Raw genomic sequence first — 21,104 nt, forward strand, 5'->3', positions numbered from 1 at the left:
TTGCGATGTAGTGGGTCATTCCTGCGGACGCAGGAATCCGGCGACTGGGCGGTTCATGGTTTCAAGGCGCTGGATCCCAGCTTTCGCTGGGATGACGAGCGGGAAGCTGCCAGGTACCAGCCGTCGCACGAAGCGAGCGATTCCATTCCTCACTTCTCACTCCTCTTCACTCACTTCTCGTCTTTTCGTCCCATGTGCCTGATCGGTTTCGCCTGGAACGCGCATCCCCGCTGGCGGCTGGTGCTCGCCGGCAATCGCGACGAGTTCCACCCGCGACCTGCCGCGCCGCTGGCACGCTGGCCGGATACGACGATGGCCGCCGGCCGCGATCTGGAGGCGGGGGGCACCTGGCTCGGGGTGACCGATGACGGCCGCTGCGCGGTGGTGACCAACGTGCGCGACCCGCGCGATCCGCAGCTGGGTCGCTCGCGCGGGCTGCTGGCACTGGACTACCTCACCGGCGGAGACGACGCGGTGGCGCATGCCGCGCACCTGCATGCCGACGCGGCGCACTACCGGCCGTTCAACCTGCTCACCTTCGACGCGCAGGCGGGGTTCTACCTCGGCAACCGGCCCGAGCCGCGCGTGCAGGCCGTCACGCCGGGCGTGCATGGCCTGTCCAATGCCGACTTCAACACACCGTGGCCGAAGACCCGTGCGCTGATGGCGCGCATCGAGGCGTGGCTGGCGCACGATGCGCAGGAGGTCGAGCCTCTGTTCGCCGCGCTGGCCGACGAGCATCAGGCCCCGGACGATCTCCTGCCCGATACCGGGATCGGGCTGGAGCGCGAGCGCTGGCTGTCCTCGGCCTTCATCCGCGGCGAGCGCTACGGTACGCGGGCCAGCACCGTGGTGCTGATCGGCCATGACGGTGTGGGCACCATCGTCGAGCGTCGCTTCGGGCCATACGGTCGTGATGACGGCCAGACGACGCTGCCCTTCGGGTCGGGCGGTTGACCGGCACAGTCGACGGCCGCAACCGGCTTCAGGCATCCGCCGGCACCCACAGCGATCCACCGCTCCGCCGGCTGCCGTGGGTCGGTAGCGGCGGCTAGGGTGGCCGGTGACCGGCGGATGGAACGCGCCGGCGGAGAGCCGCGATGCGATGGACAGCGAAACCGGCCGGCAGCGTGCTGCTGGCCCTGGCATGGATGGCAACTGGCGCGGCGCAAGCCGGCTGCCCGGCTTGGCCGCGCGCGCGCGCCCGGCAGGAGCTGCAGGGGCTGCACGACCGGCTGGCGGCGTGGAACCACGCCTATCGGGTGGACGGCACGTCGCCGGTCAGCGATGCGGTCTACGACCAATCGCTGGCGCAGTACAAGCAATGGCGCAGCTGCTTCCCGCCACTGGCCCCTCCCGAGCTGCCGCACCTGGCCGATGCCGGTGGCCGCGTGCGGGCACCGGTAGCGCAGACCGGGCTGGCCAAGCTGCCCGATGCGGCAGCGGTGCAGTCGTGGATCGCCGCGCGCGGTGGTCGTGATCTCTGGATCCAGCCGAAGGCCGACGGCGTGGCGGTCACGCTGCTCTACGAGCACGGCGACCTGCGCGAGGCGGTGAGCCGCGGCGATGGCACCCACGGTTCGAACTGGACGGCGGTCGCGCGCCGCATCGCCGCCGTGCCGAAGCATCTGCCGAACGCTCCGGCGCGGGTGGTACTGCAGGGCGAACTGGTGTGGCGTCTGCCCGGCCACGTACAGGCGCGCGACGGCGGCGGGAATGCCCGCTCGCGGGTCGCCGGTGCACTGGCACGCGGCTCGCTGGACGAGGTCACCGCGGCGCACATCGGGCTGTTCGTCTGGGACTGGCCGACTGGTCCCTTGGCCATGCGCGACCGGCTCGCCGGCCTGCGTGCGATGGGGCTGGGTGACAGCGCCGCGCTGACCGAGCCGGTGACGACGGTCGTCGGGGCCACCGCCTGGCGCGAGCGCTGGTATCGCCAGGCGTTGCCGTTCGCCGCGGATGGCGTGGTGTTGCGACAGGGGACGCGGCCGGCCGCCGGGACCTGGCGCGCCGCGCCGCCTGACTGGGCGGTGGCCTGGAAGTTTCCCGCCGCGCAGGCGCTCGCCACGGTGCGTGCGGTCGAGTTCCACAGCGGTCGCAGCGGAAGGGTAAGCGTGGTGCTGGCGCTCGAGCCGGTGCAGCTGGGCGACCACCGGGTGCAGCGGGTGAACGTCGGTTCGCTGGCCCGCTGGCGGCGGCTGGACGTGCGTCCCGGCGATCGCGTCGATCTCTCGCTGGCCGGCCTTACCATCCCCCGCCTCGATGGCGTGGCCTGGCGGCCGGCGCAACGCGCGCCCTTGCCGCAGCCGCCCCCTCGTCACGGCCCGATGGATTGCTGGCGTTACATCCCCGGCTGCCGGGCACAGTTCCTCGCGCGGCTGGCGTGGCTGGGCAGTCGCCATGGCCTGGACCTCGCGGGGGTGGGTGAGGGGACCTGGCAGCGGCTGGCCGAGGCCGGGCAGTTGCACGGTCTGCTGGACTGGATGGCGCTGGATGAGGCCAGGCTGGCCCGGGTGGACGGTATCGGCCCGGCACGCGCCAGGACCATCGCCGCGGCCTTCGCAGCGGCGCGGCGCATGGCCTTCCCGCGCTGGTTGTCGGCGCTGGCGCCGCCACCGATGGGTGATGCCGCCGCACCGGACTGGGCGACGCTGGCATCACGCAGCGTGGCCCAGTGGCAGCAGGCGCCCGGTATCGGTGCACTCCGCGCCCGTCGCCTGCACGCGTTCTTCCGCCATCCCGACGTGGTGGCGCTGGCCACGCGCCTGCACGCGGCGGGCGTGGCCGGCTTCTGACGGTCGCTCAGTCGCCGATGTCGCCGTCGACGTAATACCAGCGGCCGTCCTCGCGCACGAAGCGACTCACCTCGTGCATGCGCTGCGCCTTGCCGCCACCATGGCGCAGGCGCGCGACGAACTCGACCACGGCGCGGTCGCCCTCCGGGACGTGGCGTTTCACGTCCAGCCCGAGCCAGGTCGGTGCCGGCTGCTGTGCGGCAAGATCGAGTGACGGCGGTCGCGTGCTGGCGTGCCAGCTGGCCAGCAGATAGGCCTCGTCGCGGCGCACGTAGGCGCTGTAGCGCGAGCGCATCAGGGCTTCGGCATCGGTGGCCGGAGCGCCGGCGTGCAGCGCACCGCAGCAGCGGGAATAGTCGCGCGGCAGGCCGCAGGGACAGGTATCACGAAGGGCAGGCATCGCACCGGGCGGAGATAGCAGCAGGGACCGGCGATGGTGCGCGCCGGGCCGCGTCCTGCCAAGGTGCTTCCGCTCAGAGCACGTGGAAGGTTTGCAGCCGGCCGCTGACCACCAGCGGAGCCAGGTCGTAACCCAGGCCGCGGGCGACCGACTTCAGCGCCTCGAGGACCTGGCGCTCCATGGTCGGCGCGCGCGACAGGATCCAAAGCTCGCGGCGACGCGGCTCACCCAGCATCAGCCACTGGAAGTCGGGGTCGTTGGCCAGCACCCACAGGTCCTTCCAGGCCGAGGGCAGCCACTGCGCCCACGCCGGTGCAGCGGTGCGCTGGAACTGGCCTGGCTCCTCCATTGCAAACCGGCGACGGGCCTGCAGGTCGTCGATCCGTTCGTTGCCGTTCGGCTCGGTCGAGGTGCGGCGCATCCGCAGCATGCCGGGCTCCGGCTCCTCCAGGTCCAGGCGGATATCGCGGTCGGTTGTGTGCTGCTGCGGCGAGGGCAGGCGCGCCATCTCGTGCCAGCGTCCCAGCATTCGCGCCAGGTCCAGCTGCGGTACGGCCTTCATCACGCCCGGGGTCGACACGGACAGCGCCACGCCGGTGGTCAGCGTGATCGGCAGGGAGGACGGGTGGGACCAGTTCATGTCGCGTTCCTTGGATGCAGCCGGCCCGCATGCCGCGGGTTTCCGCCGCTCGCGGACCCGGCCGGAGACGACGCTCTGCAGACACCCAGGCGTGCGGGATGCGCGGGCACTGCCCTAGGACATCGGCATCCCGCGGAAAAGCTTGAGTCGCGTTGGGGCGTTCTCGCGGGAACGCCCGAGTTGCACGAGACCGGTCCAGCGACCGGCGGACGATCACCCGGGAGAAGCGGTTAAAGGGCAGGCCGCGCGGCTGCCCGCAGGGTCGTCAGGCGGGGCGACCCCGCAGCACGCGCGCCGGCAGCATCAGCAGCGCACCGAGGAAGGCGAACACGGCGCTGACGGTGATGCCGACCAGCCGGAACGGCAGCGCAAGCAGCCACACGATGGGGTACAGCACCAGCGCCAGCAGGGCGATCGGCCAGCAGAACACCAGCAGCAGCAACCAGAGCAGGAAACCGACCATGGCGCACCTCGCGCTCGGGTGGGGAAGGCCTCCGATGATACGCCGTCAGCCGAAGGGGCTCACCCCAACGATCAGCCTATGCAGCCAGAACGCGAACACCGCCCAGGCCGCCATGCCCACCACCACGGTGATCACGGTGCGCGAGGCCGGCCCCTTCGGGTAGGTGACGCCGGCGGCACGGTCGCGACGGCGCGAGACCATGAAATCCGCCACCGCCCACAGCAGGAAGCCGCCGAACAGCACGATGTCGTGCAGCATGCCGGCGGCCAGCAGATGGCCGAACGCCCACAGCTTCACCGCGGCCAGCATGGGGTGGCCGATACGTGCCTTGATCGCATTGCCCGGGACGTAGGCCGCCGCCAGCAGCACGAAGGCGAGCAGGGTGAACAGGGCGTTGAGATGGCGCAGGGCCATCGGCGGCACCCACACCACCACCGGGTGCTGGCGCGCCAGCCCGAAGCCCCACACCAGCAGCACGAAGCCGGCAATCGAGAGGATGGAATACAGCCCCTTCCAGCCCTTCTCGCCGAGCCGAGCCACCTGCCGCGTGCGCCAGCCGTCGGCGAACACGCGCACCGAGTGCACGCCCAGGAACAACAGCAGACCGAGGATCAGCATCGCCATCGAACGTTGCTCCGTGCCCTGAGGGAATGGGGCGAGTGTAGCGGTGGCTCAGCCGGCGAGGTGCACCCGCACGGCGAGGGCCTTGCCGTCGATCCGGATCGTGCCGGGCGCTTCTGCACCGGGCAGCCAGCTGTCGCCGGGGCCGAGGTCGCCGTCCGGCGTGCGGGCCTGGCCGCGCACGAGGTGCAGCAGCACGAGGTCCGGCGGAGCCGGCCGGAGGGCTGCGTCGTGCCATACCTCGACCTCGCCGGTGGCGCGGCCACGCCGCAGCATCAGGTTGAAGTCGCGGGTCGGGCCGCCCGCCAGGGCCACCGCCACGTCGGCCTCGCCGGGAAAGGCGAACGGCGCACACGGCGTGGTGAGCTCGTGGACCTGCGCGCTGTCCAGCGTCATGCGGAAGCCGGCGCCGTCGAGCAGCACGATGGTCCGGTCCACGCCGGGAAAGCGCGAGAACGGCGCGGCGCCGACCACGTCGGCCAGGCTCACCCGCCAGAGGAAATCGTCGGCGCCTGCGCCGGGCGGCATCACCGCCAGCTCGCGGGTGATGCCCTGACCGTTGCGCCACGGCACCGCCTGCAGTTCGTCCGCGCGCAGGATGCGGCCGGCGGTGCTCATGCGGCGCGCTCGATCACGCGCTCGAACGGCGGCAGTGCCTGCAGCATGCGCTCGCCGTAGCGCTTGACCACCACCCGGCGGTCCAGCAGCACGATGCGGCCGCGGTCGGCCTCGCTGCGGATCAGCCGGCCGCAGTACTGGATCAGCAGGCGCGTGGCCTCCGGCACGGTGACCTCGATGAAGGGATTGCGCCCGCGCGATTCCAGCCACTCGGCGTAGGTGGCGCCGACCGGATCGGTCGGCACCGCGAACGGCAGCTGGGTGATCACCACCGTCTCGCAGAGCTTGCCGGGGAGATCGAGACCCTCGCCGAACGAGGCCAGCCCGAACAGCGTGCTGCCCTTGCCGGCCTCGATGTCGGCGATGTGCTCGGCGACCAGCTGCGACTTGCCCAGCGAGCCCTGCGCGCGCACCTTGCGCACCATCGCGATCGGCAGCTTCTGCAGCACGCGGTCGAGCTTGGCGCGCGAGGTGAACAGCACCAGGTTGCCGGCATCCCAATCCAGGTTTTCCGCCAGCCATTCGCACACTTCCTCGGCGTGCGCGTCGCGGGCGTCGGGCAGGCTTTCCATCGCCGGCACTTCCAGCCGCGCCTGCTCGGCCAGGTTGAAGGGCGAGGGCAGGCTCAGCGTGACCGCCTCGTCGGGCAGGCCGACCGCATCGGCGAAGTGGCGGAAGTTGGCGCCGGCGCTGAGCGTGGCCGAGGTCATCACCACGCCGCTGGCGTTGCCCCACAGCACGTTGCGCAGCAGGCCCGCGGCCGACACCGCCGAGGCGTGGCAGACCAGCTGCTGGTCCGCCGCCTGGGTGACCCAGCGCGCCAGCGGCGGCGCATGTTCGTGGTCCGGCGTGGACCAGGCGCGCCAGCAGCGGCCCTGCCGCTCCAGCCGTTCCAGCGCGATGCCCAGCTCGCGCGCCAGCGCTTCCTGGGTCGGTCCGCCCTCGCTCATCTCCACCACCGCGCGGCGCACCGCGTTGAGCCAGCGCTGCACCTCGCCGGTGAGCACGGCGAGGTGTTCGGCGTGCAGCGTCCACTGTTCCGGCAGCTGGCCGAGCGAGCCGCGGTACATCGGCTCCTGTTCGCCGGGGTCGGGCATCCAGGCCAGGCGGATCTCGCGCTCCAGTTCCTCCAGCGCGTCGCTGAGCTCCTGCAGCTTGGCGTCGCCCAGGTCGAGGGTGAGCTTGCCCAGCAGTTCCTTGTCGGTGAGCGAGTAGGCCGCGTGCACCTGGCGCCCGAGCCGGCTCAGCTGGCGCGTCGCGGCGCCGAGGAAGACCTCGGCGGTGCCGCGGTCGATCGCCTTGCTGGCGACGTGGTGGGCCTCGTCGAACACGTACAGCGTCTCGTCCGGCTTGGGCAGGATCACCCCGCCCCAGCTGTCCTCCTCGCTGCCGGGCATGGTCAGGTCGGCCAGCACCAGGTCCTGGTTGGCCACCACGATCTCGGCATCGGCCACCGCGCGGCGCGCGGCGAAGAACGGGCAGCCCATGAACTGCGCGCAGCGGCGACCGGTGCAGCCGCCGGCGCTGGTGGTGATCATCGCGCGCACCATGTCGCCGACCGGCTCGGGCGCGGCGTCCATGTCGCCGTCCCAGCGGCCGGTGTCCAGCGCGGTCACCAGCTTGCCCAATGCGGCCTTGTCGCGCTCGCCCGGCGGCTTGCTCCACAGCGCCAGGTCGGTGTCGAAGCCCAGCCCCAGCTGCGCGTCGGCGGCCAGGCTGTTGCCGGCCATCAGCAGGTTGCGCGGGCAGACGTAGCGGCCGCGCCCCTTGGCCAGCGCCACCTTGGCCTCGATGCCGTTGAGCGACAGGTACAGCGGGATATCGCGCTGCACCAGCTGCTCCTGCAGCGCGACGGTGGCGGTGGCGATGAGCAGCTTCTTCCTCTGCGCCCGCGCCACCGCGTGACCGGCGATCAGGTAGGCCATCGACTTGCCGGTGCCGGTCGGCGCCTCGATCACCGCCGCGCCACCTGCCTCGGCCAGCGCCTTGGCCACCTCGGCGATCATCCGCCCCTGCGAGGCGCGCGGACGGAACCCGGGCAGGCCGTCCTTGAGACGGGTGTAGGCGGCGCGGATGGCGTCCTTGGTGTCGTCGGTCAGCACGGGGTCAAGCCGGAGGGGAAACGGTCGATAAGGGGCGATGAGGCGTGGAAGCGAGGGCAGGCACGCGGGCAGACCAGTGTATCGGATCGCCCCGGCAGGCTTCGCCGACGGCCATGGAGCAACGAGACCCGATGAAGCCACTACCGCACGACGAGATGCCGAGCACGCCCGTCGCCAGCCCGCTGACGTGGCTGGAGCGGTTGCTGGAAGCGCCGAGCCCGTCGGCCGTCGCCGGCGTGGTGACGGACATGGCGCTGAGCGCGCCGGAGGTCGAGGCGGCCTGGGTGCTGTGGTGGATGCCCGGGCAGATGCAGCCGGAATGCTGTCCACCGATGCGCCTGGACGCGGACGCGACCGCTGCCGTCCTTGCCGTGACCGGACAGGAGCGGCTGCACGGCAGTGCCGACGGCTCGCTGCTGGCGTGGCGGCTGTGCCGTCCGGCGCGCGCGGTGTTGCTGCTGCGCTGGCGCGAGGCCCAACGGGACCCCGTGCAGGCCATGGCGAGCCTGCCCGCGGCGCTGCTCCAGCTGGCCGGCCGCCAGCTACAGCGCACGCTGGAACTGACCGACCTGCAGCGCTCGCATGACCAGCTGGAGCGCTCGGAGCTGCTGCAGCGGGCCCTGCTGAGCATCTCCGAGCTGTCCGCCTCGGAGCTGGAGATGCCGGACATGCTGCGGGCCGTCCACGACATCGTGGGTGGCCTGATGTACGCGGAGAATTTCTTCATCGTCCGCCACGATCCCGTCCGCGGCATGCTGCGCTTCCTGTACTACGCCGACACCCTCGACGAGGAGGGGCAGCCGGCCGAGGAGACCCCGCTGGATCGGCTGGAGGGCACCTGGACCTGGCATCTGCTCACCGGTGGGCGGCCGTTGCGCGGGACGCCCGAGGAGATCGAGCGCGAGCTCGGCGCCACGCTGCGGCTGGTCGGGCCGCAATGCGTCTACTGGCTGGGTGTGCCGATGCTCTGCGAGGGGGCGGTCTGTGGCGCGCTGGTCGTGCAGACCTACGAGCCGGGCAGCCGCTATACGCCCGAGGACCAGGCGCTGCTGCAGTTCGTCGGCAACCACATGCTCACCGCGCTGCAGCGCCGGGAAGGGCGCGAGGACCTCGAGCGGCGCGTGCGCGAGCGCACCGCCGAGCTGGACACACTGAACCGGGGCCTCAAGCAGGAGGTGGCCGAACGCCAGCGTGCCGAGCGCCTGCAGGGCACCCTGTTCCGCATTGCCCGCCTGGCCACCGACGAGATCGACCGCCAGGCTTTCTATCGCGAGGTGCACGCCACGGTCGGCGGGCTGATCGAGGCCAGCAACTTTTTCATCGCGCTGGTCGACGAGACGACCGGCATGCTCGAGTTCCCCTACGCGGTGGACATCACCGGCGAGTCCTACGCGCCGCGACCGCTCGGACGGGGCCTGTGCGAATACGTGCTGGGCCACGGCGCGTTGCTGCTCGACGCCGACGCGATGGACGACATGCGCAGGCGGGGGATGATCGACGTCCACAACACCGGCACGCCATCGCTGTGCTGGCTCGGTGTGCCGTTGCGCGACGGCGAGCGCACGATCGGCGTGGTCGCCGTGCAGAGCTACACCGGCGCGGAGACCTATGGTCCCTCGGAGCTCGAACTGCTCGGCTTCGTCGCCTCGCAGATCGCCACCAGCCTGCAGCGTCGCCGCGTCGCCGACGCCCTGCAGCACGCCTATGCGCAGCTCGAACAGCGCGTGCACGAACGTACCCGCGAACTGCGCCGGGAGATCCGCGAGCGCGAGCGCATGCAGCAGCAACTGCGCCACCAGGTGATGCACGATCCGCTCACCGGCCTGCCCAACCGCGACTTCCTGCGCGGCCGCATCGACCGCGCGCTGGAGCGGATGGCGCTGGACCCGCAGATCCGTTGCGCGCTGCTCTACATCGACGTGGACCGCTTCAAGATCATCAACGACAGTCTCGGCCACCTGGCCGGCGATGCCGTGCTGAAGGAGGTCGCGCTGCGCCTGCAGGCCTGCGTGCGCGAGCCGGACGTAGTCGCGAGGCTGGCCGGAGACGAGTTCGCGATCCTGCTCGAGCACGTGGACACCCCCGAGTCCGCGGCCCGCGTGGCCCAGCGCGTGCTCGATGCGGTGGGGCATGCGCTGCCGGTCTCCGGCCGCGAGCTGCAGCCCAGTGCCAGCCTGGGCATCGCACTGGGCGACAGCCGCTACACCCATGCCGACGAACTTCTGCGCGATGCGGACATCGCGCTCTATCGCGCCAAGGAGCTCGGCCGCAAGCGTTACGCGATGTTCGACGACACCCTGGCGAAGAACGTGGTGGACGAGCTGAGCATGGAGGGTGAGCTTCGCCAGGGCTTGCAGCGCGGCGAGTTCCAGCCCTACCTGCAACCGATCTGTCGGCTGGAGACCGGCGAGCTGGTCGGTTACGAAGCGCTGCTGCGCTGGCACCATCCCGAGCGCGGCACGCTGCTGCCCGGGGCCTTCCTGCGGGTGGCCGAGGATTGCGGGCAGATCGAGGCGATCGACTGGCAACTGTTCGAGCGCGCCTGCGAGGCGCTCCTTCGGCTGCCGGGAGACAGCGAATTCCTCACCCTCAACGTGTCGGCACAGCACCTGCGCCACGGCGACTTCGACCGTCGCCTGCTGGGCATGATCGCGCGCGTGGGCGTGTCGCCGTCGCGGGTGATCGTGGAGGTGACCGAGGGCTCGCTGCTGGACGATCCCGACCGCGTGCGCAACATCCTCGAGCGCCTGCGCCTGGCTGGCGTGGGTGCGGCGCTGGACGACTTCGGCACCGGGTATTCCTCGCTCAACTACCTGCACTCGCTGCCGTTGCGCATCCTCAAGATCGACCGCAGCTTCGTGCAGGCACTGGATGCCGGCGATGCCAACAGCTCCACCGTGGTCGAGGCGATCCTGGCGCTGGCGCGGGCGCTGGACATCCACGTGATCGCCGAAGGCATCGAAACCCAGCGACAGCGCTCACTGTTGCGCAACATGGCCTGCGAGCTGGGCCAGGGCTTCCTGCTCGGCCGGCCCGAGCCGGTCGAGCACTGGGTGGTCGAGCCGGCCTGAGGGTGGCTCAGCGTCCGGCGATCTGGCGCAGTGCCTGTTCGAAGACTTCCGGCGGCTGCCCGCCGGAGATCAGGTGCTGCCGGTTGACGATCACCGCCGGTACCGAATGGATGCCCGCGCGCAGGAAGAACTGCTCGTCGCCACGCACGTCCTCCGCGTAGCGGTCGCTGGCCAGCACGGCGCGGGCCTCTCCGGCGTCCAGCCCCACCGAGCCGGCCACGTCCGCCAGTACGTCGTGGTCGCTGACATCCCGGCCATCGGTGAAATAGGCCACCAGCAGGGCGCGCTTGAGCGCGTGCTGCCTGCCGGTCTCCTCGGCCCAGTGCAGCAGGCGGTGCGCGTCGAAGGTGTTGACGATGCGCCGCTGGTCCTGGTGGGCGAAGGTGAAGCCCACCGCGGCGCCACGCTGGCGGATCGCTTCCTGGTTCTGCGCCAGCTGCACGGCGTTCAGGCCGTACTTGCGGCCCAGGTGCTCGGCGATGTCCTCGCCCTCCGGCGCCATCTGCGGGTTCAGCTCGAACGGCTGGAAGTGGATCTCGGCCCGCACCTCGCCGTCGAGCGCGGCCAGCGCGCGTTCCAGCGAGGCCAGGCCGACGGCGCACCACGGGCACACCACGTCGGAGACGAAGTCGATGCGCAGCGGCTGGGGGTCGGACATGGCGGGGATTCCGTGGGGCGCCAGCGACAGGCTGGCCGATCCGCCCCAGATGGAGGCGGATCGCCGCGGGCTCAACCGCCGGTCAGGCTCAGCGCCACCGCCTCGGCCACGCGGATGCCGTCCACCCCCGCCGAGAGGATGCCGCCGGCGTAGCCCGCGCCCTCGCCGGCCGGGTACAGGCCGGTGGTGTTCAGGCTCTGCAGCGACTCGTCGCGCTTGATGCGGATCGGCGAGGAGGTGCGCGTCTCCACCCCGGTGAACACCGCGTCGTGCATGCCGAAGCCGCGGATCTGCCGGTCGAACGCGGGCATCGCCTCGCGGATCGCGGCGATCGCGTAGTCGGGCAGGGCGCTGTCCAGGCTGCCCAGGGTGACGCCGGGCTTGAACGAGGGCAGCACCTCGCCGAAGGCCGACGAGGCCCGCCCGGCGAGGAAGTCGCCGACCAGCTGGCCCGGTGCGTTGTAGTTCTCGCCGCCCAGCACGTAGGCATGGCTTTCCAGCGCGCGTTGCAGGGCGATGCCGGCCAGCGGGCTGCCGCTGGGATCGAAGGCGGCGTAGTCGGACGGATCGATGCCGACCACGATCGCCGCGTTCGCGTTGCGCTCGTTGCGCGAGTACTGGCTCATGCCGTTGGTGACCACCCGGCCCGGCTCGCTGGTCGCCGCCACCACCGTGCCGCCCGGGCACATGCAGAAGCTGTACACGCTGCGGCCGTTCTTCGCGTGGTGCACCAGCTTGTAGTCGGCCGCGCCGAGGCGCTCGTGGCCGGCCTGCGGACCGTAGCGGGCGCGGTCGATCACCGACTGCGGATGCTCCACGCGGAAGCCGACCGAGAACGGCTTGGCCTCCACGTAGACGCCGCGCGCGTGCAGCATGGCGAAGGTGTCGCGCGCGCTGTGGCCCACCGCCAGTACCACGTGCTCGCTGCGCAGTTCCTCGCCGCTGGCCAGGCGCACGCCGCGCACGCGCTGGCGCTCGCTGCCTTCGGCGTCCAGCAGCAGGTCCTCGACGCGCTGGCTGAAACGGATCTCGCCGCCCAGCGACTCGATCGTGGCGCGCATGTGCTCGACCATCGATACCAGCCGGAAGGTGCCGATGTGCGGCCGGTTGATCCACAGGATCTCCTCCGGCGCACCGGCCTTCACGAACTCGGTCAGCACCTTGCGGCCGTAGTGCTTCGGATCGGAGATCTGGCTGTACAGCTTGCCGTCGGAGAAGGTGCCGGCGCCGCCCTCGCCGAACTGCACGTTCGACTCCGGGTGCAGGTTGCGCTTGCGCCACAGGTCCCAGGTGTCCTTGGTGCGCTCGCGCACGGCCTTGCCGCGGTCCAGGATGATCGGGCAGAAACCCATCTGCGCCAGCACCAGCCCGGCGAACAGGCCGCACGGTCCCATGCCGATCACGATCGGCCGGTGCGGACTTTTCGCCGGCGCCTGCGTAACGAAGCGGTAGCTGGTGTCCGGCGTCGGGCCGAGGTGGCGGTCGTCGGCGAAGCGCGCCAGCACGGCGGCCTCGTCGGCCAGCTCCAGGTCCAGCGCGTAGATCAGCGCGATCGCGCCGCGCTTGCGCGCGTCGGTGCTGCGTTTGGCCACGCTGTAGCCGCGCAGCGCACCCTTGCCGAGCTTGAGACGGGTGAGGATCGCCTGCTCGAGATCGGCCTCGGTGTGGTCCAGCGGCAGCTTGAGGTCGGTCAGTCGCAGCATGTCGGCGCGCTCGCTTGTTCGGCGGGATGGCGGCGGCCACGAGGGCCGCAGGCGCGCATTGTCCGGGCCGCGCGGGGCGCGGACAAGGATCGGCCCGCCGGAGGCGGGCCGTGGGTGAGCGGCGGGGAGGAAAAAATCAGCGGCCGGCGGAGGGCTGGCGGGGGTAGGGGGATGCCTTGCTCCGCCGGACGCTGAAAGGGAAAGCGGTGCGATCAGGCTGCCAGCATGGTGAGGAACTGATCACCCGTGGCCTTGGGGTGAAGCAGCAGCATGCGGGGACCGGGACCGCGGGTGTGCCGGCGCGCGGCGGCGCGACACAGCTCTCCGTCGCCGCTCGCGATGGCGATGGCCTCGGCGGGCAGCGACGGCAGCGGGTGGCGGCAGGTCATGCCGTGTTGCGGGCCTCCGACGATGACGTACTCGATGATGGTTTCCATGGTCCTGTCCTCAACTGGCGAGGGAGCATCCTTTGATCGCACCGGGAAGACCGTCGGGGGGGGGGGATGGGGGAGCCGCCGGTCTGTCCTGGCTGAAAGGAAGCAGGGGCCGCGCCAGCGAAGCGGGCGCAATTGCGGGATCGATCACAGTTCGGAAAGGCGCTGCGACGCGTGCCCCCGGATCGATCATCGGTCTGCGCTCGATGCCGGCCGGAAAACGCCGCTTCAGGCTGCCGGAGAGGGGCTCACCGACCCCGGAGGGACGGTTCCCGCCCGGGAAAGTGGCCCTGATCGGCGATCGGAGCGTTCGAATGCGACCAAACAGGTCCGGACTGACGTCCCGCGTCACCCGTCCCGGCCGGTCGGGTCCGGAAGGGGCGGCTCGAGCGGCGGCAGCCGGTCGGCGACGCAGCGCCGGGCCAGTCCGATCCAATGGGTCAGACGCTCGCGATACATCGCCATGCTTTCCGGATCCGGCGGCTGGTTGAGCTCGGCGTCTTCCGAGTCGGCATCGGCCAGGCGGCTCAGCCGGTCCAGCACCATCCGGGGGTCCGGGTGGGCGGTGAGCAGCGCGGCGATCACCACGCTGTCCGCCTGCTGACGGGCGGAAATCAATCGGATCACTTGGGCGAGGTCGTCCGTGTTCATGGTGCACTCCCGGTCACTGCTGGAGGGCTGCCGTCCGGCACGAGGTGCCGGACGGCCATCGGTCGTCAGTGGCGGCCGATGAAGTCCTGCTTGCCGATCTCGGTACCGGCCTCGCGCAGGATGTTGTACGCGGTCGTGCAATGGAAGAACACGTTGGGCAGCACGAATTCCAGCAGGTAGGCCCGCCCCTCGTAGTCCAGCTCGCCGCTGCGCATCTTCAGGTGGATCGCACGCGTCTCGCTGCCGTCGATCTGCTCCGCGCCGAAACCCTTGACGTAGGTGACGGCCCGCCCGATGCGGTCGTAGATCTGCTCGAAAGTGACTTCGTTGTCCTCGAACGAGGCCGGTTCCACGCCGGCGAGGCGGGCGGTGCCACGGCAGGCCATGTCGCAGGCGATCTGCACCTGCTTGACCAGCGGCAGCATGTCCGGGATCAGCCGCGTCTGCAGCAGCACGGCGTCGTCCACGCCCTTGGCCTGGGCGTGGGCGTGGCCCTTCTTCAGCACGGCGGTGAGGTTTTCCAGCGCGCGCACGAAAACGGGAACCGAGGCCTGGTACATCGAAAGCGTCATGGGTGGTGCTCCGTGGGGTCGGGGATGGAAGAGTCGTTCGCCGGAACCGCCAGCGCGGCCGCATGAGCGGCGTGGGCCGGGTCCGGGCTCGTCGGCATGCCCGCCGCCGCCAGTCCGCGGGTGGCGCGCATCGCCGTGAGCAGCGCCACCGCGAGCAGAGCGGCGGCCAGCAGGAAAGCGGCCCCGGGCACGTGCATGGCGTTGCCCGGGGCGATCGACCAGGCGAACACCTGGGCGAACAGATACGGACCGAAGATGCCGGCGAAGCTGCCCAGCGAGGTGTTCGCACCCTGCAGCCGGCCCTGCTCGGTCGCTTCGACCTGATGGGTCATGATCGACTGCAGCGGCGGGTTGGACAGGCCCCACAGCGCCATCAGCGGGATGCCGAGCAGGAACACCCCGCCGGTGCTGGCCAGCCCCATCAGCACGAACGAGGCGATGCCACACAGCATGCCGAACAGCAGCACCGGTCGTTCGCCGAAGCGCGGCGTCAGCCGGCGGGTCAGCAGCGCCTGCACCAGGCCGTCGCAGGCACCCACCAGCATCAGCACCAGGCCGACCGCCTGCGGGCCCCAGTGGTAGCGGTAATCGCCGTACAGCACGAAGGTGATCTGCAGCGCGTAGTGGGCGAGGAACACCAGGAAGCTCGCGGCGCCCAGCCCGAGCAGGGTCGGCGTGCGACGCAGCAGCTTCAGCGCACCGATCGGGTGCGCGCTGTGCAGCTCGAAGCGCGGCGCGCGGCGATCCTTCGGCAGCGACTCGGGCAGCACGAACAGGCCGTAGAGGAAATTGCACAGCGCCAGCGTGCCGGCCACGTAGAACGGCAGCCGCAGGTGCATCGCGCCGAGCCAGCCGCCGAGGCCGGGGCCGAGCACGAAACCCACGCCGAATGCGGCGCCGAGCAGGCCGTAGGCGCCGGCACGCTTTTCCTTCGGCGTGATGTCGGCGATGTAGGCGTTGGCGGTGCTGAAGCTGGCCGCGGTCATGCCCATCACGGTGCGGCCGACGAACAGCAGCCACAGCGTGGGCGCCATCGCCATCACGAAGAAATCGATCGCCAGCCCGAAGTTGGAGATCAGGATCACCGGCCGCCGGCCGAAGCGGTCCGACAGCGCGCCCTGGATCGGCGAGAAGATGAACTGGGTGATCGCGAACACCGTGCTCAGCACGCCGACCCACCAGGCGGCGCGGGCGGTGCCGCCGCCGATCAGCTGCTCAACCAGATGCGGCAGCACCGGGATGATGATGCCGAAAGCCAGCATGTCCAGCAGCACCGTCACGAAGATGAAGGCGAGGGCGGCGCGGCGCGGGGAGGAAGCGGTATCCAAAGCGTCCGGAGAGTCAGTGCGAAACGCGCACGATAGCCCAGCGCCGGGTGGGCGGGCAGTGCCGGGGTTCAGGGTCCGGGGGGAGCGGTCAGTTCGCGGGCGTCGAGCGAGCCATCGTGGTTGCGGTCGAGCCGGCGGAACTGACGGCGCAGGTCGGCTTCGTGCCGGGCGAGGGTCACGGCACGACCGCGGCCGCCCGGCAGTTCCGACGGCTCCAGCGTGCCGTCGTGATTGGTATCCATGGCGACGAAGCCACGGTCCAGATAGCCGACGTACTCGGCCTCGCTGACCCGGCCGTCTCCGTTGCGGTCGAACATCGCCAGATAGGCGCTGCGCGAGGACTGTGCCCGCACGCCGGCCGCGGCCAGCATGGCCATGGCGATGGCGAGATACCCGGCTTGCTGGCGCATCCTCAGCAGGTGCGCTGGATGCCGAGGAACTGCAGGATCTCCGCGCGCGTGCGCGGATCCTCGCGGAACACCCCGAGCATCTGGCTGGTGACCATCGACACGCCGCGCTTGTGCACGCCGCGGGTGGTCATGCACTCGTGGCTGGCCTCGATCACCACCGCCACGCCGCGCGGCTGCAGTGTCTCGTTGATGCACTGGGCGATCTGTGCAGTCATCTTTTCCTGCACCTGGAAGCGGCGCGCATAGCCGTCGACCACGCGGGCCAGCTTGCTGATGCCCACCACGCGGTTGGTCGGCAGGTAGCCGACGTGCGCGCGGCCGATGATCGGCGCCATGTGGTGCTCGCAGTGGCTCTCGAACTCGATGTCGCGCAGCACCACCATCTCGTCGTAGCCCTCGACTTCCTCGAAGGTGCGCTTGAGGTAATCGGCGGGGTCTTCCACGTAGCCGGAGAACCAGTCGCCGTACGCCTTCACCACGCGCTTTGGGGTGTCGAGCAGGCCCTCGCGCGACGGGTCGTCGCCGGCCCAGCGCAGCAGGGTGCGCACGGCCTCCTCGGCCTGCTCGCGGGTGACGTCGTGGCGCGTGGATTGGTCGCTCATGCGTGTTCCTGGATCAGATCAGGCGGGAGAGTTTAACGGCATGCCGCCGATGGGGGCGGCCGAAGCCGAATGAGGGGCGGGCTGGAGGCATACGTGGGGCGTTGCTGGTCGGATGCGAAACGACGCGTTGTCGTCCCCGTCGGGCGAGCCTAGACTCGCGGCTCATCCACGAAAGGAGTCGATGATGAAGCGTACTGCTCTGATCCTGCTTGGTTCCCTGGTGGCGTGCGGTGTCGCGCATGCCGATGCCCGTGCCGTGCGCAGGACCGCCGAGGCCAGCATGCTGGTGACCGGCCATGTTCAGGTGAAGCCGGACGGCACGATGCAGGGCTACACCATCGATCACTGGCAGGCCTTGCCGGCACCGGTGCAGGCCCTGATCGGCAGACTGCTGCCGCACTGGACGTTCCAGCCCACCGGTTCGGACAGTCAGGTGGTCGATTCGTCGATGAGCCTGCGGGTATTGGCGCGCCCTCAGGATGACGGAAGCTACAAGCTGACCATCGCGGGCAGCTCGTTCGGTGGTCCGCCCAATCCCGGCGAGGCGGTTGCGCTGCTCACGCGCAGGGCACCCTTCTATCCGCGCGGCGCCGCCAAAGCGGGTGTCTCGGGCACCGTCTATCTTCTGGTGCAGGTGGGACGGGATGGCCACGTGCTCGATGCCATCGCCGAACAGGTGAACCTCGACCAGTACGGCACCGAACTGCAGATGCGCTATTTCCGCCGACTGCTGGCGGATGCATCGCTGGATGCCGCCCATGCCTGGACATTCCGCGTACCTACCGTCGGGCCCCGGGCCGGCGCGCCGTTCTGGGTCGCGCGCATACCGGTGCACTTCAACCTGGGTGGCGAAGGTGGCCCTGGCAAGGATCTGGCCTACGGTCACTGGCAGCGCTACATCCCCGGCCCGCGTGAGCAGGCGCCGTGGGCTGGCAAGCGCCTGGCCGGGGGTGCGCCCGATGCAGTGCCGAACGGCAGCACGCAGACCCTGGGTGCCGGTCTGCGTCTCAAGTCGCCGATGGGCAGCTAGCTGTGGTCGCCCGGTAGGCCGGTCGGCCCCAGCAGCCGCCGCTCGATCGGCGCGGACAGCCGGGTGACCAGCAGCGCCGCGACCGCGCCCAGCACCACCTCGCCGAGCCGGAACAGCGCGAACTGCAGGAAGGTGCCCTCGTGCGGCACCAGCATCACGATGGTGACGGTGACGCCGGCCACGCGTCCGGCGGCGCCGAGGTCGAGCATCCAGCACAGCGTCAGGCCGACCACCAGCGCGAGCGCGTAGGCGGGAAACTGGTTGTGCACCAGCGCCGCGGCGGCGATGCCGACCACACCGCCGATGATCGCCCCGATGAACTGGTCGCGCGAGGAATGGCTCACTTCCGCATAGCTGGCCTGGGTCACCGAGATCGCGGTGATCGCCGCCCAGAAACCCTGCGTGAGCCCCACCGCCAGCGCGCCGTAATAGCCGAGCGCGGCGGCGGCGGCGGCGCGCAACGCATAGGCCAGTCCGGTCAGCAGCCGGTCGCGCCGCGACAGCGCGCGGCGCAGCTGCGCCACCTCCTCGCCCACCTGCTCGACGCGCCGGAGCAGCTCGGCCAGCGGGCGCGGAGTCTCGCTCATGCGTCGTTGTCTGCTTCGCTCTCGCCGTTGCCGAGCAGGCCCGGGGCATCCTCGCCCGGCAGCGATTCCACGTCGCGCAGCTTGCGTTCGATCGCGCGCGTGCGCACGCCGGTCTGGTCGATCTGCTTGCTGGCCTGGTCGAGCTTGTTCTTCACGTTGTCCAGCACGTCGCCGAACTTGCCGAACTCGGTCTTGGCCGCGCCGAGGATGCGCCACACCTCCGACGAGCGCTGCTCGATCGCCACCGTGCGGAAGCCCACCTGCAGGCTGGTCAGCAGCGCCAGCAGGGTGGTCGGGCCGGCCAGGGTGATGCGGTGCTCGCGCTGCATCGCCTCGAACAGGCCGGGCCGGCGCAGCACCTCGGCGTACAGGCCCTCGGTGGGCAGGAACAGCACGGCGAACTCGGTGCTGTGCGGCGGCGCCACGTACTTGGTGCGGATCCGCTTGGCCTCCTCGCGCACGCGGCGCTCCAGCGCGTCGCCCGCCGCGCGGGCGGCGTCGGCGTCGGCGCGCTCCTGCGCGTCGAGCAGGCGCTCGTAGTCCTCGCGCGGGAACTTGGCGTCGATCGGCAGCCACACCGGCGCTTCCGGACTGGAGCCGGGAAACTTCACCGCGAACTCCACCCGCTCGGCGCTGCCCGGCACGGTGGCCACGTTGGCGGCGTACTGGTCGGGGGTGAACACCTGCTCGAGCAGGCCGGCCAGCTGCACCTCACCGAACACGCCGCGCGACTTCACGTTGGTCAGCACCCGCTGCAGGCCGCCGACGTCGGCGGCGAGCTTGGTCATGTCGCCCAGACCCTGGTGCACCTGCGCCAGCATCTTGGTGACGTTGCCGAAGCTCTCGGTCAGTCGCGTCTCCAGCGTGGCGTGCAGTTTCTCGTCGACGGTGGCGCGCATCTTCTCCAGCTGCTGCGCGTTGTCCTGCTGCAGCGCCTTGAGCTGGGCGTCGAGGGTGGTGCGCACCTCGCCCATGCGGCGCTCGTTGCCCTCGGCCACGGCAGTCAGTCGCGCCTGCATCTGCTCGCCGAACTGGCCCAGGGTCTGGCGCAGATCCTCGCGGGACTTGCGGGCGTCCTCGGCGAGGCCGTTGCGCAGCGCGTCCAGGCCGCGCTCGGTGCGGTCGGTCAGTGTGGCCAACCGCTGGCCGAATGCATCGATGCGCTCCAGCTGCTGCAGCGACGCGGTGCCGAGCTGCTCGCCCACGTGTCCTCGGAAGCGGTCGAAGCCTTGCTGCAGCTCCTCGCGGCCGGCGCGCTGCTCCTCGCGCAGCACGCGTTGCAGGCGCTCGTTGTCGTCCTTCAGTGCGTCCAGGCGGGAGGCCAGGCCGGCGTCGGTGCGGCCGCGCAGCAGCTGCACCACTTGCAACAGGAGGATGCCGACCGTGGCGAGCAGGACGAGAACAAGCAGGGTATCGGTGGAGGGCATGCGCGGGACCGTGATGGAGTGCCGCCCATTCTACGGGCTGGAATCTCAGCCCTTTGGATTGTCGCTCCCGGCTCGCCAGAAATCGGCCGGATAGTGGATCGTCAGGGTGGTCATGTCCGCAGGGGGTTCGTAGGGCAGGGCGGTGCATCCGTGGGCCACCTGGCGCGCGGCGGCCTGCTCCAGCAGCTTGGCCACGGCCGGCGACTGCAGCGCCGACTTGGGTCCGGATTCGAGCTGGGATTGGCGGATCGTCACCGCGAAACCGTCCGCCGAGACCGGATCGCCGGCGGCGGTATCCGCCACCGACGTGGCCGGTGCGGGGTCGGAGTCCTTGATGATGCGTACCTCGAGCCGCTGGCCGCAGCTGCCGACGCTGACCACCCGGATCGCGCCGAGCAGCTCGCCGGCCATGGCATTGGCATCGGCCGGCAGGTCAGCGGCACGCTCGATCGGCAGATCGGCGCGCAACTTGTATGCGTACAAGCCTTGGTGGAACAGGTAGGTCCGCGAGATCACCGCATGGCCGTTCTTCAGCGTCGCGGTCATCGAGAGCACCCGGCCGCGCCAGGGCCTGCCGTCCCCATGCATCAAGGTACGGGCTTCCGATTCGCCCCAGCTGACGTGCCGGTAGAGCCCTGCGCGCCGGACCTGGTCGATGCCATCGCGGAACTCCCGCACCATGTCGTCATCGGTGGCGGACTCGCCGATCGGATAGACGAACAGGTCGGCATTGAGCGCCGGATCGTTGCGGTCGGTCCATTTCATGCCGATGCCGGCTCGCGGATCGCCCTTGTCGGCGTAATTGGTGCTGCCGCGCAGGACATAGCTGCCGATGTCGTGCGGCACCGAAACGTAAGTGTTCTCGATCACCGGCCGCGGGCGTGCCGGCGGCTTGTCGGCGTGTGCGGAGGCACAGGCCAGCGTGGCGGCACAAAAAGCAGCGATCCATCGCATGGTGCATCCCCCGTGGTTGGTGGATGCACTATCCGCAA

Annotated in this window: 21 protein-coding genes; 4 read left to right on the top strand and 17 right to left on the bottom strand. The window is 70.6% G+C overall.

Annotated features, from left to right (window positions below):
- Positions 1-192 precede the first annotated feature (192 nt).
- Both ATSB10_RS16230 and ligB read left to right on the top strand, forming a co-directional pair.
- Entirely contained in the window at positions 193-957 is a 765-nt protein-coding gene (locus ATSB10_RS16230; protein WP_063673771.1) for an NRDE family protein, read from the top strand.
- 143 nt (positions 958-1,100) lie between these two features.
- On the top strand, positions 1,101-2,795 hold the full coding sequence (ligB, locus tag ATSB10_RS16235) for an NAD-dependent DNA ligase LigB (protein WP_063673772.1): 1,695 nt from the start codon (positions 1,101-1,103) through the stop codon (positions 2,793-2,795).
- A gap of 7 nt (positions 2,796-2,802) precedes the next feature.
- Here the strand turns inward: ligB and ATSB10_RS16240 are convergent, their stop codons facing one another.
- The 6 genes from ATSB10_RS16240 to dinG all read right to left on the bottom strand — a co-directional run bounded on the left by ATSB10_RS16240 (position 2,803) and on the right by dinG (position 7,639).
- Positions 2,803-3,195 (bottom strand): YchJ family protein, encoded by a 393-nt coding sequence (locus ATSB10_RS16240; RefSeq protein WP_063673773.1) that lies wholly within the window; start codon positions 3,193-3,195, stop codon positions 2,803-2,805.
- A gap of 73 nt (positions 3,196-3,268) precedes the next feature.
- Positions 3,269-3,835 (bottom strand): lipocalin family protein, encoded by a 567-nt coding sequence (locus tag ATSB10_RS16245; RefSeq protein WP_063673774.1) that lies wholly within the window; start codon positions 3,833-3,835, stop codon positions 3,269-3,271.
- Between the two features lie 265 nt (positions 3,836-4,100).
- Positions 4,101-4,298, bottom strand: a complete 198-nt coding sequence (locus ATSB10_RS16250) for a hypothetical protein (RefSeq protein WP_063673775.1) — start codon at positions 4,296-4,298, stop codon at positions 4,101-4,103.
- A 45-nt stretch (positions 4,299-4,343) separates the two neighbouring features.
- Positions 4,344-4,922 (bottom strand): NnrU family protein, encoded by a 579-nt coding sequence (locus ATSB10_RS16255; RefSeq protein ID WP_063673776.1) that lies wholly within the window; start codon positions 4,920-4,922, stop codon positions 4,344-4,346.
- 48 nt (positions 4,923-4,970) lie between these two features.
- Positions 4,971-5,537 (bottom strand): HutD/Ves family protein, encoded by a 567-nt coding sequence (locus ATSB10_RS16260; protein WP_063673777.1) that lies wholly within the window; start codon positions 5,535-5,537, stop codon positions 4,971-4,973.
- Entirely contained in the window at positions 5,534-7,639 is a 2,106-nt protein-coding gene (gene dinG, locus ATSB10_RS16265; protein WP_063673778.1) for an ATP-dependent DNA helicase DinG, read from the bottom strand. Before dinG ends, ATSB10_RS16260 begins: the two co-directional genes overlap by 4 nt.
- A 131-nt stretch (positions 7,640-7,770) precedes the next feature.
- Here dinG and ATSB10_RS16270 point away from each other — a divergent pair, with 131 nt between their 5' ends.
- Positions 7,771-10,710, top strand: a complete 2,940-nt coding sequence (locus ATSB10_RS16270) for a bifunctional diguanylate cyclase/phosphodiesterase (protein WP_063673779.1) — start codon at positions 7,771-7,773, stop codon at positions 10,708-10,710.
- 7 nt (positions 10,711-10,717) lie between these two features.
- Here the strand turns inward: ATSB10_RS16270 and ATSB10_RS16275 are convergent, their stop codons facing one another.
- The 8 genes from ATSB10_RS16275 to folE form a co-directional block, all read right to left on the bottom strand.
- A complete protein-coding gene (locus ATSB10_RS16275) occupies positions 10,718-11,368 on the bottom strand; it encodes a DsbA family oxidoreductase (RefSeq protein ID WP_063673780.1) in 651 nt (216 codons plus the stop codon).
- Positions 11,369-11,439: 71 nt separating this feature from the next.
- Entirely contained in the window at positions 11,440-13,071 is a 1,632-nt protein-coding gene (locus ATSB10_RS16280) for an NAD(P)/FAD-dependent oxidoreductase (protein WP_063673781.1), read from the bottom strand.
- A 212-nt stretch (positions 13,072-13,283) separates the two neighbouring features.
- Positions 13,284-13,508 carry a hypothetical protein gene (locus ATSB10_RS16285; protein WP_063673782.1) on the bottom strand — a complete coding sequence of 75 codons (225 nt, stop codon included), beginning with the start codon at positions 13,506-13,508 and terminating at the stop codon, positions 13,284-13,286.
- Positions 13,509-13,853: 345 nt separating this feature from the next.
- Complete coding sequence (locus tag ATSB10_RS16290) at positions 13,854-14,156, bottom strand: hypothetical protein (RefSeq protein WP_063673783.1); 303 nt, start codon at positions 14,154-14,156, stop codon at positions 13,854-13,856.
- Between the two features lie 65 nt (positions 14,157-14,221).
- Positions 14,222-14,728 (bottom strand): DUF1993 domain-containing protein, encoded by a 507-nt coding sequence (locus tag ATSB10_RS16295; RefSeq protein WP_063673784.1) that lies wholly within the window; start codon positions 14,726-14,728, stop codon positions 14,222-14,224.
- Positions 14,725-16,056: a TCR/Tet family MFS transporter gene (locus ATSB10_RS16300; RefSeq protein WP_157469327.1), complete on the bottom strand. Its 1,332-nt coding sequence runs from the start codon at positions 16,054-16,056 to the stop codon at positions 14,725-14,727. The genes ATSB10_RS16295 and ATSB10_RS16300 overlap by 4 nt, the downstream gene beginning before the upstream one ends.
- Before the next feature lie 68 nt (positions 16,057-16,124).
- A complete protein-coding gene (locus ATSB10_RS16305; protein ID WP_063673785.1) occupies positions 16,125-16,466 on the bottom strand; it encodes an EF-hand domain-containing protein in 342 nt (113 codons plus the stop codon).
- A gap of 2 nt (positions 16,467-16,468) precedes the next feature.
- Positions 16,469-17,068 (bottom strand): GTP cyclohydrolase I FolE, encoded by a 600-nt coding sequence (gene folE, locus ATSB10_RS16310; RefSeq protein ID WP_063673786.1) that lies wholly within the window; start codon positions 17,066-17,068, stop codon positions 16,469-16,471.
- 184 nt (positions 17,069-17,252) lie between these two features.
- On the opposite strand from folE, the gene ATSB10_RS16315 reads away from it, so the two are divergent.
- Positions 17,253-18,098 (top strand): energy transducer TonB, encoded by an 846-nt coding sequence (locus tag ATSB10_RS16315; protein ID WP_063673787.1) that lies wholly within the window; start codon positions 17,253-17,255, stop codon positions 18,096-18,098.
- Here ATSB10_RS16315 and ATSB10_RS16320 read toward each other — a convergent pair.
- From ATSB10_RS16320 to ATSB10_RS16330, 3 genes are read right to left on the bottom strand one after another with little or no spacing between them, the layout of a single operon-like run.
- A complete protein-coding gene (locus ATSB10_RS16320; RefSeq protein ID WP_063673788.1) occupies positions 18,095-18,685 on the bottom strand; it encodes an FUSC family protein in 591 nt (196 codons plus the stop codon). The genes ATSB10_RS16315 and ATSB10_RS16320 overlap by 4 nt on opposite strands.
- Positions 18,682-20,112, bottom strand: a complete 1,431-nt coding sequence (locus ATSB10_RS16325; RefSeq protein WP_063673789.1) for a DNA recombination protein RmuC — start codon at positions 20,110-20,112, stop codon at positions 18,682-18,684. The genes ATSB10_RS16320 and ATSB10_RS16325 overlap by 4 nt, the downstream gene beginning before the upstream one ends.
- A gap of 45 nt (positions 20,113-20,157) precedes the next feature.
- On the bottom strand, positions 20,158-21,066 hold the full coding sequence (locus ATSB10_RS16330; protein ID WP_063673790.1) for a hypothetical protein: 909 nt from the start codon (positions 21,064-21,066) through the stop codon (positions 20,158-20,160).
- Between the last annotated feature and the right edge of the window lie 38 nt (positions 21,067-21,104).

Source organism: Dyella thiooxydans (assembly GCF_001641285.1).
In the GTDB taxonomy this organism is placed as follows: Bacteria; Pseudomonadota; Gammaproteobacteria; order Xanthomonadales; family Rhodanobacteraceae; genus Dyella_A; species Dyella_A thiooxydans.

What these genes read in the sequence shown, in the direction of transcription:
- ATSB10_RS16245 (WP_063673774.1), bottom strand. Translation starts at nt 3,835, where the DNA reads ATGAACTGGTCCCACCCGTCCTCCCTGCCGATCACGCTGACCACCGGC.
- ligB (WP_063673772.1), top strand. Translation starts at nt 1,101, where the DNA reads ATGCGATGGACAGCGAAACCGGCCGGCAGCGTGCTGCTGGCCCTGGCA.
- ATSB10_RS16230 (WP_063673771.1), top strand. Translation starts at nt 193, where the DNA reads ATGTGCCTGATCGGTTTCGCCTGGAACGCGCATCCCCGCTGGCGGCTG.
- ATSB10_RS16290 (WP_063673783.1), bottom strand. Translation starts at nt 14,156, where the DNA reads ATGAACACGGACGACCTCGCCCAAGTGATCCGATTGATTTCCGCCCGT.
- folE (WP_063673786.1), bottom strand. Translation starts at nt 17,068, where the DNA reads ATGAGCGACCAATCCACGCGCCACGACGTCACCCGCGAGCAGGCCGAG.
- ATSB10_RS16285 (WP_063673782.1), bottom strand. Translation starts at nt 13,508, where the DNA reads ATGGAAACCATCATCGAGTACGTCATCGTCGGAGGCCCGCAACACGGC.
- ATSB10_RS16270 (WP_063673779.1), top strand. Translation starts at nt 7,771, where the DNA reads ATGAAGCCACTACCGCACGACGAGATGCCGAGCACGCCCGTCGCCAGC.
- ATSB10_RS16250 (WP_063673775.1), bottom strand. Translation starts at nt 4,298, where the DNA reads ATGGTCGGTTTCCTGCTCTGGTTGCTGCTGCTGGTGTTCTGCTGGCCG.
- ATSB10_RS16295 (WP_063673784.1), bottom strand. Translation starts at nt 14,728, where the DNA reads ATGACGCTTTCGATGTACCAGGCCTCGGTTCCCGTTTTCGTGCGCGCG.
- ATSB10_RS16255 (WP_063673776.1), bottom strand. Translation starts at nt 4,922, where the DNA reads ATGGCGATGCTGATCCTCGGTCTGCTGTTGTTCCTGGGCGTGCACTCG.
- ATSB10_RS16325 (WP_063673789.1), bottom strand. Translation starts at nt 20,112, where the DNA reads ATGCCCTCCACCGATACCCTGCTTGTTCTCGTCCTGCTCGCCACGGTC.
- ATSB10_RS16305 (WP_063673785.1), bottom strand. Translation starts at nt 16,466, where the DNA reads ATGCGCCAGCAAGCCGGGTATCTCGCCATCGCCATGGCCATGCTGGCC.
- ATSB10_RS16260 (WP_063673777.1), bottom strand. Translation starts at nt 5,537, where the DNA reads ATGAGCACCGCCGGCCGCATCCTGCGCGCGGACGAACTGCAGGCGGTG.
- ATSB10_RS16320 (WP_063673788.1), bottom strand. Translation starts at nt 18,685, where the DNA reads ATGAGCGAGACTCCGCGCCCGCTGGCCGAGCTGCTCCGGCGCGTCGAG.
- ATSB10_RS16240 (WP_063673773.1), bottom strand. Translation starts at nt 3,195, where the DNA reads ATGCCTGCCCTTCGTGATACCTGTCCCTGCGGCCTGCCGCGCGACTAT.
- ATSB10_RS16280 (WP_063673781.1), bottom strand. Translation starts at nt 13,071, where the DNA reads ATGCTGCGACTGACCGACCTCAAGCTGCCGCTGGACCACACCGAGGCC.
- ATSB10_RS16315 (WP_063673787.1), top strand. Translation starts at nt 17,253, where the DNA reads ATGAAGCGTACTGCTCTGATCCTGCTTGGTTCCCTGGTGGCGTGCGGT.
- ATSB10_RS16275 (WP_063673780.1), bottom strand. Translation starts at nt 11,368, where the DNA reads ATGTCCGACCCCCAGCCGCTGCGCATCGACTTCGTCTCCGACGTGGTG.
- ATSB10_RS16330 (WP_063673790.1), bottom strand. Translation starts at nt 21,066, where the DNA reads ATGCGATGGATCGCTGCTTTTTGTGCCGCCACGCTGGCCTGTGCCTCC.